The sequence below is a fragment of the Alcanivorax hongdengensis A-11-3 genome, assembly GCF_000300995.1.
Lineage (GTDB): Bacteria > Pseudomonadota > Gammaproteobacteria > Pseudomonadales > Alcanivoracaceae > Alcanivorax > Alcanivorax hongdengensis.
Genome location: NZ_AMRJ01000009.1, coordinates 38730 through 53698, shown reverse-complemented (window position 1 = coordinate 53698; position 14969 = coordinate 38730). Strand labels below are relative to the sequence as shown.

Annotated in this window: 14 protein-coding genes; 4 read left to right on the top strand and 10 right to left on the bottom strand. The window is 61.2% G+C overall.

Going from position 1 to position 14969, the window contains the following annotated elements; translation table 11 throughout:
* Positions 1 to 5: 5 nt before the first annotated feature.
* From cyoD to cyoA, 4 genes are all read right to left on the bottom strand, one after another.
* Complete coding sequence (gene cyoD / locus A11A3_RS07560; protein WP_008928688.1) at positions 6 to 368, bottom strand: cytochrome o ubiquinol oxidase subunit IV; 363 nt, start codon at positions 366 to 368, stop codon at positions 6 to 8.
* On the bottom strand, positions 365 to 1006 hold the full coding sequence (gene cyoC / locus A11A3_RS07555) for a cytochrome o ubiquinol oxidase subunit III (protein ID WP_008928687.1): 642 nt from the start codon (positions 1004 to 1006) through the stop codon (positions 365 to 367). The genes cyoD and cyoC overlap by 4 nt, the downstream gene beginning before the upstream one ends.
* Complete coding sequence (cyoB, locus tag A11A3_RS07550) at positions 999 to 3005, bottom strand: cytochrome o ubiquinol oxidase subunit I (protein ID WP_008928686.1); 2007 nt, start codon at positions 3003 to 3005, stop codon at positions 999 to 1001. Before cyoB ends, cyoC begins: the two co-directional genes overlap by 8 nt.
* A 181-nt stretch (positions 3006 to 3186) precedes the next feature.
* On the bottom strand, positions 3187 to 4158 hold the full coding sequence (gene cyoA, locus A11A3_RS07545) for a ubiquinol oxidase subunit II (protein ID WP_083851715.1): 972 nt from the start codon (positions 4156 to 4158) through the stop codon (positions 3187 to 3189).
* Between the two features lie 153 nt (positions 4159 to 4311).
* Here cyoA and A11A3_RS07540 point away from each other — a divergent pair, with 153 nt between their 5' ends.
* Positions 4312 to 5646, top strand: a complete 1335-nt coding sequence (locus A11A3_RS07540) for an MFS transporter (RefSeq protein ID WP_083851713.1) — start codon at positions 4312 to 4314, stop codon at positions 5644 to 5646.
* Between the two features lie 63 nt (positions 5647 to 5709).
* Here the strand turns inward: A11A3_RS07540 and A11A3_RS07535 are convergent, their stop codons facing one another.
* Entirely contained in the window at positions 5710 to 6819 is a 1110-nt protein-coding gene (locus A11A3_RS07535) for an NADH:flavin oxidoreductase (protein ID WP_008928683.1), read from the bottom strand.
* Between the two features lie 219 nt (positions 6820 to 7038).
* Between A11A3_RS07535 and A11A3_RS07530 the strand changes: the two genes are divergently transcribed.
* On the top strand, positions 7039 to 7500 hold the full coding sequence (locus A11A3_RS07530; RefSeq protein WP_040296891.1) for a winged helix-turn-helix transcriptional regulator: 462 nt from the start codon (positions 7039 to 7041) through the stop codon (positions 7498 to 7500).
* Between the two features lie 51 nt (positions 7501 to 7551).
* Here the strand turns inward: A11A3_RS07530 and A11A3_RS07525 are convergent, their stop codons facing one another.
* The 5 genes from A11A3_RS07525 to A11A3_RS07505 form a co-directional block, all read right to left on the bottom strand.
* Complete coding sequence (locus A11A3_RS07525) at positions 7552 to 8148, bottom strand: C40 family peptidase (RefSeq protein ID WP_008928681.1); 597 nt, start codon at positions 8146 to 8148, stop codon at positions 7552 to 7554.
* Positions 8148 to 8801: a DUF4396 domain-containing protein gene (locus A11A3_RS07520; RefSeq protein WP_008928680.1), complete on the bottom strand. Its 654-nt coding sequence runs from the start codon at positions 8799 to 8801 to the stop codon at positions 8148 to 8150. Before A11A3_RS07520 ends, A11A3_RS07525 begins: the two co-directional genes overlap by 1 nt.
* Before the next feature lie 67 nt (positions 8802 to 8868).
* Positions 8869 to 9543 (bottom strand): ribulose-phosphate 3-epimerase, encoded by a 675-nt coding sequence (gene rpe, locus A11A3_RS07515; RefSeq protein WP_008928679.1) that lies wholly within the window; start codon positions 9541 to 9543, stop codon positions 8869 to 8871.
* A gap of 79 nt (positions 9544 to 9622) precedes the next feature.
* On the bottom strand, positions 9623 to 10288 hold the full coding sequence (gene murU / locus A11A3_RS07510; RefSeq protein ID WP_008928678.1) for an N-acetylmuramate alpha-1-phosphate uridylyltransferase MurU: 666 nt from the start codon (positions 10286 to 10288) through the stop codon (positions 9623 to 9625).
* Positions 10285 to 11277: an aminoglycoside phosphotransferase family protein gene (locus A11A3_RS07505; protein ID WP_008928677.1), complete on the bottom strand. Its 993-nt coding sequence runs from the start codon at positions 11275 to 11277 to the stop codon at positions 10285 to 10287. The genes murU and A11A3_RS07505 overlap by 4 nt, the downstream gene beginning before the upstream one ends.
* 71 nt (positions 11278 to 11348) lie before the next feature.
* Between A11A3_RS07505 and A11A3_RS07500 the strand changes: the two genes are divergently transcribed.
* Complete coding sequence (locus tag A11A3_RS07500) at positions 11349 to 13628, top strand: LPS-assembly protein LptD (RefSeq protein ID WP_040296905.1); 2280 nt, start codon at positions 11349 to 11351, stop codon at positions 13626 to 13628.
* The gene (locus tag A11A3_RS07495) at positions 13621 to 14916 is read left to right on the top strand and encodes a peptidylprolyl isomerase (RefSeq protein WP_157375466.1); all 1296 of its coding nucleotides are present in this window, start codon (positions 13621 to 13623) and stop codon (positions 14914 to 14916) included. The genes A11A3_RS07500 and A11A3_RS07495 overlap by 8 nt, the downstream gene beginning before the upstream one ends.
* The last annotated feature ends 53 nt before the right edge of the window (positions 14917 to 14969 follow it).

The window sequence follows — 14969 nt, the reverse complement described above, 5'->3', positions numbered from 1 at the left end:
CATCCCTATCCCTGCATGTCGCCCATCATGGACGGCATCATGTTCACGTTCATGTGGTACATCACCCACAGCGAACCGAAGATAGTGATAAGTACCAGGATCGAGGTAAAGATCAGCGACAGCATGTTCCAGCCACCCTGGGATTGGAAGTTCATGTGCAGGAAGTAAACCATGTGCACAACAATCTGAACCACGGCAAACCCGAGGATAACCACCGCGGTGGCGGCGGAGGAGCTGATAACGTTGGCCATGACCAACCAGAAGGGAATCACTGTCAGGATGACTGACAGAACGAAACCGATCATGTAGCCACGGAAAGAGCTGTGCGGAAACTCTTCGTTATGGTGGTCGTCGTGATGATCGCTCATGCCGGCAACACTCCCATCAGGTAAACAAAGGTGAATACGCCGATCCAGACCACGTCGAGGAAGTGCCAGAACATGGACAGGCAGAACACGCGACGCTTGTTCTCATGGATCAGGCCGTGCTTTTTGAGCTGCAGCAGCAGGGTCACCATCCACACCAGACCAAAAGTCACGTGCAGACCGTGGGTACCGACCAGCGAGAAGAACGCGGTCAGGAAGCCACTGCGCTGCGGGCCAGCGCCTTCGTTGATCAGACCGATGAACTCATAGAGTTCCACGCCGATAAAGGCGGCACCGAACAGCCCGGTGATCACCAGCCACAGCATGGTGCCACGCAGTTTGTTCTGCTGCATTTGCAGCACGGCAAAGCCGTAGGTGATCGAGGAGATCAACAGAAAAGTGGTGTTCAGGGCCACCAGCGGCAGCTCAAAGATGTCTGCGCCGGACGGGCCGCCCGCATAGTTGCGGCCCAGCACCCCGTAAGTGGCGAACAGGCTGGCAAAGATCAGACAGTCGCTCATCAGGTAAATCCAGAACCCCAGGAGTGTGCCCTGCGGTACGTGGTATTCACCCGGTACCAGGAAACGCGACGGCTCGGCCGCGCCCTGGTTGGTGTTGGCAGTTACAGTTGTATCAGACATTGTTCGCAAGCACCCGTGTACGTTCAGATTCAACGCGTTCAACTTCTTCGGCCGGGATGTAGTAATCACGGTCATAGTTGAAGGTATGGACAATGGCGGAGATCAGCATGGTGGCGAAAGACACCCCGGCTATCAGCCACATGTGCCAGATCATCGCGAAACCGAAAGCCGTGCACAGCCCCGCCAGCAGCATACCGGCCATGGTGTTCTTGGGCATGTGGATGGCCACGAAACCACTCTCCGGACGCTTGAAGCCTTCCTGCTTCATCTGCCACCAGCTATCAGTGTCATGAATGCGCGGCGTAAAGGCGTAGTTGTACTGCGGCGGCGGCGAGGACGTGGACCATTCCAGCGTACGGCCGTTGCCCCACGGATCGCCGGTGAGATCCCGGTTCTGGTCACGCTTGCGGTAGCTCACCACCAGCTGGATCAGGAAGCTGGCAATACCCAGTGCGATCAGGAAGGCACCGAAGGCTGCCACGATAAACCAGATCTGCAGGGACGGATCGTCGAAGTGGTTGATACGACGGGTCACGCCCATCAGGCCCAGCACGTACAGCGGCATGAAGGCGAAGTAGAAGCCGATGCACCAGAACCAGAAGGAACACTTGCCCCAGAACGGATCCAGCTTGTAGCCGAAGACTTTCGGGTACCAGTAGGTGATGGCGGCAAACACACCGAATACCACACCACCGATGATCACGTTATGGAAGTGGGCAATCAGGAACAGGCTGTTGTGCAGCACGAAGTCCGCCGGCGGTACCGCCAGGAGAACCCCGGTCATGCCACCGATCACGAAGGTGATCATGAAGCCCACGGTCCACAGCATCGGCACTTCGAACTTGATGCGACCACGGTACATGGTGAACAGCCAGTTGAAGATCTTCGCCCCGGTGGGGATGGAGATGATCATGGTGGTGATCCCGAAGAACGAGTTCACACTGGCCCCCGACCCCATGGTGAAGAAGTGGTGCAGCCATACCAGGTAGGACAGCACGGTAATCACCACGGTGGCGTACACCATGGAGGTGTAACCGAACAGACGCTTGCCACTGTAGGTGGCCACGATCTCGGAGAACACACCGAACAGCGGCAGAATCAGGATGTACACTTCCGGGTGACCCCAGATCCAGATCAGGTTGATGTACATCATGGCGTTACCGCCAAGATCATTGGTGAAGAAGTGCGTACCCAGGTAGCGGTCCAGCGTCAACATGGCCAGCACCGCAGTCAGGATCGGGAACGCCGCCACGATCAGGATGTTGGTGCACAGCGCGGTCCAGGTGAATACCGGCATCTTCATCAGGCTCATGCCCGGGGCACGCATCTTGATGATGGTCACGGTGAAGTTCACGCCGGACAGCAGGGTACCGACACCGGCAATCTGCAACGCCCAGATATAGTAATCCACCCCCACATCCGGGCTTTGCATGATCCCCGATAGTGGTGGATAGGCCAGCCAGCCGGTCTTGGCGAACTCGCCCACGAACAGGGAGATCATGGTCAGTACGGCACCGGCCACGGTCATCCAGTAACTGAAGTTGTTCAGGAACGGGAAGGCCACGTCGCGGGCACCGATCTGCAGCGGCACCACGAAGTTCATCAGGCCCACCACAAAAGGCATCGCCACGAAGAAAATCATGATCACACCGTGTGCGGTGAAGATCTGATCGTAGTGATGCGGAGGCAGGTATCCGGCATTGTCACCGAAGGCGATGGCCTGCTGGATACGCATCATGATGGCATCCGAGAAGCCACGCAGCAGCATGACGATACCCAGAACCATGTACATGACACCGATTTTCTTGTGGTCGATGCTGGTGAACCACTCTTTCCAGAGATAGCCCCAGACCCGGAAATAGGTCAGAGCACCCAGCAGTGCGATACCGCCCAGTGCAACCGCAATGAAAGTCGCAACCAGAATGGGCTCATGATAAGGAATCGCCTCCCAAGTGAGGCGGCCAAATATAAGCTTTGTTAAGTCGAAATGATCAGACATCTTGGCTACCGGCGCCCATAGCGCGTGGTGAATTGGTATGTCGTATTTGCCGCCAGGCGGCACCCTGGAGTACCCCTTCGGTATTCAGGGGTGAATTGCATCGGGACCTGCCCGGCACAATTCAAAGCCGACGACGCCACGAACAATCTGTCACCAGATTCTTCAAGGCGCCGTCAATGGCTTATTCTGCGTGCTCGTGCATGCCTTCCATGTGACCGTTTTCGGCCTCGCCTTCACCATGGTGATGGCTGTGGCTGGTCATCAGGTCTTTCATGCACACCGAACCGGGCTCGATACAACGGTTGAGAATCTTGTCGTAAAGGCCGTCGGCAACAGTCGCGTAGTAATGTACCGGATCTGCCACACTGGGCTTTTCCAGCTGCGCGTAGACGTCATAGCTGAGATCGTCACCCTGGGTCTTCACTTTCTGTACCCAGCTGTCGAAGTCGGCTTCGCTGACGCCGTGGAACTTGAACTTCATGTCGGAGTAACCGGCACCGCTATAGTTGGCGGAGAAGCCCTTGTACACGCCCGGCTCGTTGATCACCGCGTGCAGCTTGGTCTCCATGCCGCCCATGGCGTAGATCTGACCTGCCAGCGCCGGAATGAAGAAGGAGTTCATGTTGGCCGTGGAGGTGATCTTGAACTGGATCGGCTGATCCACCGGCGCGGCGATCTCGTTGACCGTGGCAATGCCCTGCTCCGGGTAGAAGAACAGCCATTTCCAGTCCATGGACACCGCTTCGATGACCAGCGGCTTGGTGTCAGCCGGGATCGGGCGGTCCGGACCGATACGGTCCAACGGACGGTAGGGGTCCAGCTGATGAGTGGTCACCCATGTCAGCGCGCCGAGCGCAATAATGATCAGAAGCGGCGCGGACCAGACCACCAGCTCGAGCACGGTGGAATGATCCCACTCGGGCTTGTAGGTCGCCTTGGTATTGGACTCGCGGTAGCGCCAGGCGAACACCAGGGTCAGAATGATGACCGGGACGATAATCAACAGCATGAGAATCGTGGACCAGATAATCAGGTCTCGCTGCTGCATAGCCACGTCACCGGAGGGCGACATCACTACTGCATCACAGCCCGCCAACATCGCAAATGCTGAGGCAATCAGGAACAACTTGGGAATAGATTTAAGTAATGACATTGCCGATAAAAAAAACGTGGCCTATGGGATGGTGGTGACTGTACGCTAAACGGAGCCTGACGTGAATTGGACAATTTGTCCTATGGAGGAGCGGCAGGAAATGGGGTAGCGCCCAGATAATGCCGCATAACAATAGTCTGAAGGAGAGCAATAATGGCCGGATCTTCAGAAGCGTTGCATACCTCTTCACTCGCCATGGAGGGTGAATATATGCACAATGCTGCACCTCACGCAAAGGTAGCCCCCAGTGAAATCGCCGTCGGCGTGGTCATTGGGCGGGCCTCGGAGTACTTTGACTTCTTTGTTTACGGCATCGCCTCGGTGCTGATCTTCCCCACCGTCTTCTTTCCCTTCGTGGACCGGTTACAGGGCACTCTCTACGCCTTCGTGATCTTCTCCTTCGCCTTTATCGCCCGGCCCTTCGGCACGGCACTGTTCATGACCATCCAGCGCCACTGGGGGCGCGGCACCAAGCTCACGGCCTCGCTATTTCTGCTGGGCACGGCCACGGTCAGTATTGCCTTCCTGCCCGGCTACAACACCCTGGGCGAAACCGCCATCGTACTGCTGGCCCTGCTGCGCATTATTCAGGGCATCGCCCTGGGCGGCACCTGGGACGGTCTTCCCTCGCTGCTGGCGCTTAACGCCCCCAAGGGCAAGCGCAGCCGCTTTGCCATGATCGGCCAGCTGGGCGCACCGGTGGGCTTCATGCTGGCGGCCTCCCTGTTCCTTTACCTGAACCACAGCCTGTCCCGGGAGGATTTCCTCGGCTGGGCCTGGCGCTACCCCTTCTATGTGGCCTTTGCCATCAACGTGGTGGCCCTGTTCGCCCGGCTGCGGCTGGTGCTGACCCAGGAATACACCGTGGCCCTGGAAGAAAGCGAGCTGGAGCCCATCAGCACCCGGCAGATGCTCGGCAGCCAGGGCTATAATATCTTCCTGGGCGCCTTCGCCGCCCTGGCCAGCTATGCGCTTTTCCACCTGGTGACCATCTTCCCGCTGTCCTGGATCTCACTGAATGCCAGCCAGGCCGTCAATGAAGTGCTCACTATCCAGCTCTACGGCGCCTGCCTTGCGGTACTCGGCACCATTGCCTCGGGCTGGATTGCAGACCGGGTGGGCAAACGCAACACGGTGGGCACCCTGGCGGTGCTGATCGGCATTTTCGCCCTGTTCTCGCCCATCCTGATGAACGGCTCGGCCATCATGCAGGATCTGTTCATCCTGATCGGCTTTACCCTGCTGGGGCTGTCCTATGGGCAGGCCGCCGGCACCGTGACCGCCAACTTCGAGCGTCGCTTCCGCTATACCGGCGCGGCCCTGACCTCCGACTTCGCCTGGCTGTTCGGCGCCGCCTTCGCGCCGCTGGTGGCTCTCGGGTTGTCAGTGGAGTTCGGCCTCTCCGCGGTCAGCATCTATCTGCTGTCCGGCGCGGTCTGCACCCTGGTGGCCCTGCGCATCAACAAGTCGCTGGAAGCCGGAGACTGACCGGCGGGCACAAAAAACGGGAGCCTCGGCTCCCGTTTTTATTCTGCCTGACACTTTCGCGTATCAGCTGAGCGAGGCCAATGCCTCCTTGGTGAAGGGCGTAATATCCTGCTCGCGCCCCTCGCGCACCTTGATCAGCCAGTTCGGGTCCTGCAGCAGGGCGCGCCCCACGGCGATCAGGTCAAACTCGTCGTTGTCCATGCGCCGGGTCAGCTCGTCCAACCCCGCCGGGTTGGCGGTGCCGCCCATGCCTGCCGGGCTGTTCAGAAAATCATCATCGAGCCCCACACTGCCCACGGAAATGATCGGCTTGCCGGTGATCTTTTTGGTCCAGCCGGCCAGATTCAGGTCAGAGCCCTCGAATTCCGGCAACCAGAAACGGCGGGTGGAGGCATGGAAGATGTCCACGCCCGCATCCACGAACGGCATCAGGAAACGCTCCAGCTCCTGCGGCGTGTGCGCCAGTTTCGCCTCGTAATCCTGCTGCTTCCACTGCGAGAAACGCAGCACGATGGCGAAATCCTCACCCACCGCCTCGCGGACTGCTCTGACGATCTCGATACCGATACGGGCGCGGTTCTCAATGGAGCCGCCGTACTCGTCATCACGCAGGTTGGTGCCTTCCCAGAAGAACTGGTCGAGCAGGTAGCCGTGGGCGCCATGGATTTCCACCCCGTCAAAGCCCACTGCTTTGGCGGCCCTGGCGGACTCGGCAAACCCCTGCACCACGTCCTCGATATCCGCCTTGCTCATGGCATGGCCGTTTTCCTTGCCGGGCTTGAACAGCCCGGACGGGGAATAACCGGGCACATCCTTGTCCGGACCAATGCCCGGCTTGCGCACCGCGCCCACATGCCAAAGCTGCGGAATGATCTGGCCACCGGCCTGGTGGACCGCTTCGACCACCTTCTTCCAGCCAGCCATGGCCGCATCGCCATAGATCGCCGGCACCCGCTCATAGCCATTGGCGGCCTTGTGGGCCACGAAGGTGCCTTCGGTAATGATCAGCCCCACCTCGCCCTCGGCACGGCGGCGGTAATAGCCCACCACCTCGTCATTGGGCACATAGCCCGGGGAAAAGGTGCGGGTCATGGGGGCCATGACCACCCGGTTACGCAGTTTCAGGGATTTATGCTCAAAAGGACGCAGCAGACTGTCCAGGGAACCACTCATTGTCACTCTCCCAATAAATGCAAAAACGTCGGAGGTCGGACGTCTGAGGTCCGACGCAAAAAAACAAGTGCTGGGCGGGGCTTTGGCGTCCGGTCTCGGACGTCCGCCGTCCGCCCCATAACCAGCCCACCCCTCTCAGGGAAGGCCCCGCCAAATTAAGTTGCATTATAAAACCTTATTTGGTTTCGTTTTGCAACCGTTATGACGTACAATGCCCCCATGACACGTAAACGCTTTGATCAAATGGATTGCTCCGTGGCCTGTGCCCTCAACGAGGTGGGGGACTGGTGGTCGCTGCTGGTGGTCAAACAGGCCATGCTCGGCACACGCCGTTATGTGGACTTTCAGAACCGCCTGGGTATCGCCAAGAATATCCTCTGCGACCGCCTCTCCCGCCTGGTGGAGAATGGTGTGATGGTGCGCGTGGATGTGGGCGAGCATGGCAAGCGTTACGAATACCGCCTCACGGACAAGGGCCGCGACCTATTCACCGTGATCACGGCCCTGCGCCAGTGGAGCGAGCGCTGGAACGGTGAAAAGGACAGCATGAAACTGGTGGACCGCCAGACCGGCGCCCCCCTGGCTCCGGTCACCGTCCAGAACCAGCAGGGCCACTCCCTCACCGTACGGGATGTGCGCTTTGTGGATGACAATGGCAACCCGCTCGAGGAAACGGGCTAATCGCAACCCGCAGGAGCGCCGCTAGCGGCGCGACCCTGCGTGAAACAGCCCCTACTCCCCCACCATCGACGCCGGTGTCACCCGGATTCGTCGTGCCTGCCAGTAGTGACGGCGCCAGTAGTGGTTGTCCAGGGAGGAAACGCGCACACCGCTGCTGGATGAGGCGTGCAGGAATTCGCCTTCCCCCATATAGATGCCCACATGGCGATTGCCCGGCCCGGTGCGGAAAAAGACCAGATCGCCGGGTTGCAGCTGGCGGCGGGAGACCGGCTCGCCGGTACGGACCAGTTCGCGGGTGGTTCGGGGCACCTGCACACCGAGCTGGTCCATGAAGGTCAGATACACCAGGCCTGAGCAGTCCACGCCGTGCTCGCTGGTACCACCGTAACGGTAGGGAACGCCCTGCCATTGCTGTAGCTGGGCCTGGAGGGAGGCTTCCAGCAACGGGGTATCGGAGGGGGCCTGTGGCCCGTCGGCCGGCTCGGAAAGCGCCTCCACATCGTTCACCGGCGCGCCGCCCGGTGCCCCGGGTTGAGCCTGAAGGGCCTGCGGGGGTGGAGGCGGCGGTGCGGGTTGATCCTGCACCCCGGTGGCACAGCCGGCCATGGCCAGCATCACCAGCAGGTTTGCCGCCAGGGCCGAACGCATCAGTGGGCGTGCTCCATCATGTGCCGGGGGTCGTGCATGCCTTCCTTCACTCCGAAATGAATCAACAGGACATTGACCGGGTAGGCCACCAGCAACCCCGCCGTCAGGGACACGATCAGCGCCGCCCAGAAGCGCGGGCTGTCCAGCCCAGCCTGACTGACCAGCCAGCTGTTGACGCCCAGGGCAGTGATTTCCATGGCGGTGATGCTCAGTGTTTCGGCCAGCAGGGTATCGCGCAGGGCCACGGCAAAGGCCTCGCCGCTCTGCATCAGCGGACCCAGGGTAAAGGCAAAACCGATCAGGTAGGCGAGCATGAAGGTCACCACATTCACCGGCCAGCCGCTGATCGACAGAAGACCGGCCAGCAGCAACACCCCGATGACCTCACCCAACCCGCAGCCGGAATAACAGTGCGCCACCGACCGGAAGCTCTTGCGCCACAGGGAGTCCCGGGCAATCTGTCCGCGGCCGCTCCAGGCGTAGATCAGCAGCCCCAGGGGCCCGGAGTAGCAGACGGTCAGCACCCAGGCCACCTTCATCATACCGCCCAGGAAGGCGTTATGCCGGCGCAGATCCGTCACGACCACCGCCACGCACAGCAACACGATCACCGCCCAGATCCACAACCCGGGCCAGCCTATGCTCTCCAGCATGCCATCTCCTTGTCCGCTATCGGTCCGTGACCGGGTCAGGCAGCGCCGCGGGCGGTGAGTTCCCGGCTCAGGCCCGGGCCAGCTCCTCGCGCATCTGGCGGATCACGCCGGCATAGTCGTCCTTGCCGAAGATCGCCGAGCCGGCCACGAAGGTATCGGCGCCGGCGGCGGCCACCTCACGGATGTTCTTCTCGGAGACCCCGCCATCCACCTCCAGGCGAATATCCCGGCCACCGGCGTCGATCATCGCACGCACCTGACGCAGCTTGTCCAGGGTGGAGGGAATGAACGCCTGGCCACCGAAGCCCGGGTTAACGCTCATCAGCAGGATCATGTCCAGCTTGTCCATCACGTATTCCAGGCAATCCGGGCGGGTGGCCGGGTTAAGCACCAGGCCGGCCTGGCAGCCATGACTCTTGATCAGCTGCAAAGAGCGGTCCACATGCTGGCTGGCTTCCGGGTGGAAGGTGATGTAGCTGACACCGGCCTCGGCGAACATGCCGATCAGCTCGTCCACCGGGCTGACCATCAGATGCACGTCGATGGGCGCGGTGATGCCGTGGTCGCGCAGGGCCTTGCAGACCATGGGACCGATGGTCAGGTTGGGCACGTAATGGTTGTCCATCACGTCGAAGTGGATCACATCCGCCCCGGCGGCCAGCACGTTATCGCACTCTTCGCCAAGACGGGCGAAGTTGGCGGCGAGGATGGAGGGGGCGATCAGGTAATCCTGCTTGGGCATGACAATTCCTCAATAATGCGTTTGGCACAGCAGCGTCACTGCGGCAGCGGTGGTTCAATCGCTGCCGCCAGCATCGGTGTTAGCACCGGGTCAGCAATCGGTCCAGTTCCGCCAGTCGTTCCGGCGTGCCGACATCCCACCATTGGCCCGTGTGGTGCTCGCCGCTGACGGCATCCTCGGCCATGGCGGCACGCAGTAGCGGTGCCAGTTTGGCTTCGCCTTCCGGCAGGTCGGCAAACAGGGCCGGGTCAAAGCGGCCGATACCGGCGTAGGTCAGCCTGGGGTCGCCATTATCGCGCAGCCGGCCCCCTTCTGTCAGATGGAAATCCCCCTCGCGATGGTGCTCAGGGTTATTCACCAGCACCAGATGAACGGGATCCCGGCGCGGCGCCAGCAACGGCGCAAAGTCGAAATCGGTCCAGATATCGCCGTTGACCAGTACAAAGGGCTGATCACCGAGCAACGGCAGGGCATGCCTGATACCGCCAGCGGTCTCCAGCGGCGTGCCCTCGTGGGACCAGGCAATGGCAATGCCGTAACGGCTGCCATCGCCCAGGGCATCAGCCAGCCGATCACCCAGCCAGCCGCTATTGATCACCAGCGACTCGATGCCGGCGTCACGGAGTTTTTCGATGTGGTACTCGATCAGTGCCTTGCCACCCGCCTGCAACAGGGGCTTGGGCGTGTGGTCGGTGAGTGGCCGCATACGTTTGCCATAGCCGGCGGCCAGGATCATGGCCTTCACGCCTCTTCCTCCAGGCCATCAAGAATCTGCCCCAGTTCCGCCAGCTCCGGACGGCGGGCAATGACGGTGCGCAGATAGGCAAAGAAGCGCGGCACGTCGCCCAGGTACTTGGGTTTGCCATCGCGATGGCAGATGCGGGCAAAGATGCCGATCACCTTCAGGTGCCGCTGGGCCCCCATCAGGTCGCAATCGCGCAGAAAGTCGTCAAACGCGGCCGGCACCGGCAGCCCGGCGGCCAGCGCCTTGTCATAATACTGGCGTAGCCAGCCCAGCACCCGGGGTTCCGGCCAGCTGATAAAGGCATCCTTGAACAGGCTGATCACGTCATAGCTGATCGGCCCGGCCACCGCATCCTGAAAGTCGATGACCCCCGGATTGGGCTCGCTGACCATCAGATTGCGGGGCATGTAGTCGCGGTGAACAAAGACCCGGGGCTGGGCCAGGGCCGATTCGATCAGCAGGTCGAACACGCGGTCCAGTTGCTGGCGCAGGGCACCGGTGACCACCTGCTCGCGGTGACGGAACAGGTACCACTGGGGGAACAGTTCCAGCTCCCGTTGCAGCAGGGCCTCGTCGTAGGCCGGCAGGCCGGCGCTGTCCGCCCGGCTCTGCTGGGTAATCAGGCTATCGATGGCGGCGCTGTACCAGGCATCCGCATTGCCTTCGTTAAGGGCGGTCAGCCAGGTTTGCGTGCCCATGTCGGTAAGCAGCAGAAAGCCCTGTTGCAGGTCCTGATGCAGTATCTGCGGCACATTGACGCCGGCCTGCTGCAGGCGGGCAGCCACCTCCACGAAGGGACGGCAATCTTCCTGGGGCGGCGGCGCATCCATGGCCACCAGGGTGCGCTCGCCGTGATGGTAACGGAAATAACGGCGAAAACTGGCATCCGCGGAGGCCGGCTCACCGGTCACCGCATCGCCCAGAAAATCACCGACCCAGAGGTCCAGGGCCTGTTTGCGGGGATCACTGTTACTCATCTCAGGCTGCATTGACCTTCCTGTTCGATTACACTGCCGCGATTGTTCACGAAAACGGCCTTTTTACCTGTTCTGAGCAGCTGATGCCACTGCCCACTCGCGCCTTACCAATTTTCTGCCTGCTCTGTGTCGCAGGCGCCGGCCATGCCGACGATGACCTGAACTGGGTGGACCGGGACCAGATGGCCCAGTTCCCGGAAGTTCAGCAACGCCCTATCCCTCCCTGGTGTAGCGGCATCTACTACAACCCGGAGGTGGGAACCCCGGTGGAAGGCAGCGATACCGTTGTCACCGCCGACCACACCAGCCTGACGCAGGATGGCCTGATCGAGATGGACGGCAACGTGCTGATCGAGCAGCCGGGGCGTCGCATCACCACCGATTCCGCCGAGCTGGACCAGGCCTCCGGCAAGTTCCAGCTCAACAACGGCATGCGGCTGGAAAGCAATATCGCCACCTTTATTGCCGATGACATGAGCGGCCAGACCCGGCTCAAGGAAGCCAGCCTGGACGGCGTGCGCTATTCGCTGTTCACCAACCATGCCCATGGCAGCGCCAGCCACATCGATCTGGCCGGCAACACCACCACCATCACCGATGGCACCTATTCCACCTGCCAGCCCGGCTCCAACGGCTGGCAGCTGTCCGGCCAGAAGATCTATCTGGACCGGGACACCGGCTGGGGTGAAGCCCGCAACATGGTGCTCAAGGTCAAGGGCATGCCGCTGATCTGGCTGCCCTGGATGACCTTTCCCATCGATGACCGGCGCAAGACCGGCCTGCTGTTCCCCACCATTGCCGTGGGCGACAGCGGCGGCCTGGATGTCACCCAGCCGATCTACATCAATATCGCGCCGCAGATGGATGCCACCATCGCACCACGCTATATCGATGCCCGTGGCAGCGGCGTGGACACGGAATTTCGCTACCTGACCCACCTGGGCCATGGCGAGCTGAGCTACGGCATTCTGTTCAACGACCGCAAGTTCGACGACCAGAGCCGGCAGGTGGCCCGCTGGACCCATGACGGCAATGTGGGCCGCTGGGGCCTGACCACCGACGTCAACTATGTGTCCGACGACTTCTACTTCAAGGACCTGGACACCGGCCTGGAAATCAGCTCCCAGACCCACCTGCCGCGCCTGGGCGAAGCGCGTTACTACGGCCGCACCTGGCAATTCCTGGGCCGGGTACAGTCCTGGCAAACCATCGATCCCACCCTGGATGACGATGAGCTGCCCTACCGGCGTCTGCCGCAATTGCAGCTGACCGGTGATCCCACCCTGGTGGGCCCGCTCAAGGGCCTGTGGGTGTCCGATCTGACCATTTTCGACCGCAGCGACACCGATACCAGTAACAACCCCACCGGCACCCGCATGCACCTGGAGCCGGCGCTGACTCTGCCGCTGCGCAACAGCTGGGGTTATGTGGAGCCGCGGGTGCGCCTCTACCACAACCGCTACCAGCTGGATGATGCCAGCGCCCAGACCGGCAACGACCCGACCCTGACCACCTGGGGCGCCAATCTGGATACCGGCCTGTTCCTGGAGCGGCGCACCAACCTGTTCGGCGGTGGCTACACCCAGACGCTGGAACCGCGCCTGTTCTTCAACAAGGTGGAATACGAGGACCAGAGCACCCTGCCCAACTTCGATACCGGTGAGCCGACCTTCTCGTACAACACCCTGTTCCGGGAAAACCGCTTCATTGGTTACGATCGCATCGGCGACGAGCAGAAGGCCTCGCTGGGTATTACCAGCCGCTTCCTGCGTGATGAAACCGGCACCGAGCAACTGCGTCTGCGCGTTGGCCAGGGCTACTACTTCAAGGATCGCCAGGTCACCCTGGACGACAGCGATACCGACCCCACCGCCGACCAGACCCCTCTTGTGGGCGACATGCGATGGAACTTTGGCCAGGATTGGTACCTCTACACGGAGGGCCAGTGGAACACTGACGAGAATCAGCGTGAGCGCTCCTCGTTCCGCATTGGCTACAACGACCGGGAACGGCGGGTATTCAACATCGGCTACCACGACCGCCCCGACGATGACATCCGGGAATCGGAAATCAGCACCATTGTGCCGATCCACCGCAACTGGCGCCTGATCGGCCGCTGGATGTATGACCTGGACAACCAGCGCACCCTGGAAACCATTGCCGGTGCGGAATACCGTAACTGCTGCTGGAAAATCCGCCTGATGAGCCAGCGGGAACTGGTGGACGATACCGGCGACGGTGTGCTGGAACCGGACAGTACTATCTGGTTGCAGATTCAAATGACCGGCCTGGGCGGTTTCGGCGGCGAAGTGGATTCCCTGCTGGAACGCAGTATCCCGGGCTACAGGAGAGAATATGAGTAAGACAATGCCGCGCTGGGGCAAGGCCCTGCTGCTGGCCATGCTGTGCCTGCCACTAATGGCCCAGGCCAAGGTCCAGATGCTGGATCGCATCGTTGCCGTGGTCAACGACGGTGCCATCATGGCCAGTGAGCTGGACGACCGCGTGGCCACCATTGCCATGCAGTTCCAGCAGAAGGGCCAGCAACTGCCGCCCCCGGCGGTGATGCGCGAGCAGGTGCTCAACCGCATGGTACTCGAGCGTATTCAGTTGCAGCTGGCTGACCGGGCCGGCATCAAGGTGGACGACACCAGCCTCAACCAGGCCCTGGCCGGCATTGCCCGCCAGAACAACATGACCCTGGAGCAGTTCGCCGACACCATTCAGTCCGACGGCCATGACTGGGGCCATTTCCGCGAACAGATCCGCCAGGAAATGGTGATCTCCCGCCTGCAACAACGGAGTGTGGCCTCGCGCATCCATATTACCGACCGCGAAGTGGACCGCTTCCTCAACTCCGAGATGGGCAAGAAGATGTTCCAGGCCGACTTCCACCTGGGTCATATCCTGGTACGCGTGCCGCCCCACGCCAGCCCGGATGACATCAAGCAAGCCCGCGCCAAGGCCGAGACCCTCCTCAAGAAACTCAAGGACGGCGCCGATTTCAGCAATCTGGCGGTGTCCGAATCCGATGGCCCCAAAGCCCTGGACGGCGGGGATCTGGGCTGGCGGCCGGCGGCCCAGTGGCCGAGCCTGTTCTCCGATGCGGCCATCGACATGAAAAAGGGCGACATCTCCGATCTGCTGCGCTCCGGGGCCGGCTTCCACATTCTTAAGATGATCGACCGTCGCGGCGGCACCGAGAAGGTGGTTACCCAGTACAAGGTGCGCCATATCCTGATCAAGACCGACGCCCTGACCACCGCGGAACAGGCCCACGACCGGGCCCAGCGCCTGCATGACCGTATCGCCAAGGGCGAACTGAGCTTCGACAAGGCCGCCGCGGAATACTCCGATGACCCGGGCAGCGCCCACAGTGGCGGCGACCTGGGCTGGGTATCCAGGGGCGACATGGTGCCGGAATTCGAAAGCATGATGCTCAGCACCCCCCAGGGTCAGCTTTCTCCGGTGTTCGAAACCCAGTTCGGCTGGCACTTCCTGGAAGTGGAGGGCAAGCGTGATGCCGACATGAGCGAGGAATACCGTCGCAGCCAGGCCATGCATGCCCTGCAGAAGCGCCGCTACGAGGAAGCCCTGGACGACTGGATCCAGGAACAGCGCAACGACGCCTACGTGGATATCCGCCTCTGATGGCAGTGGTGAGTTTCAACAGGTGCCGACCCCGTCTGCAGCGAGTACCCTTG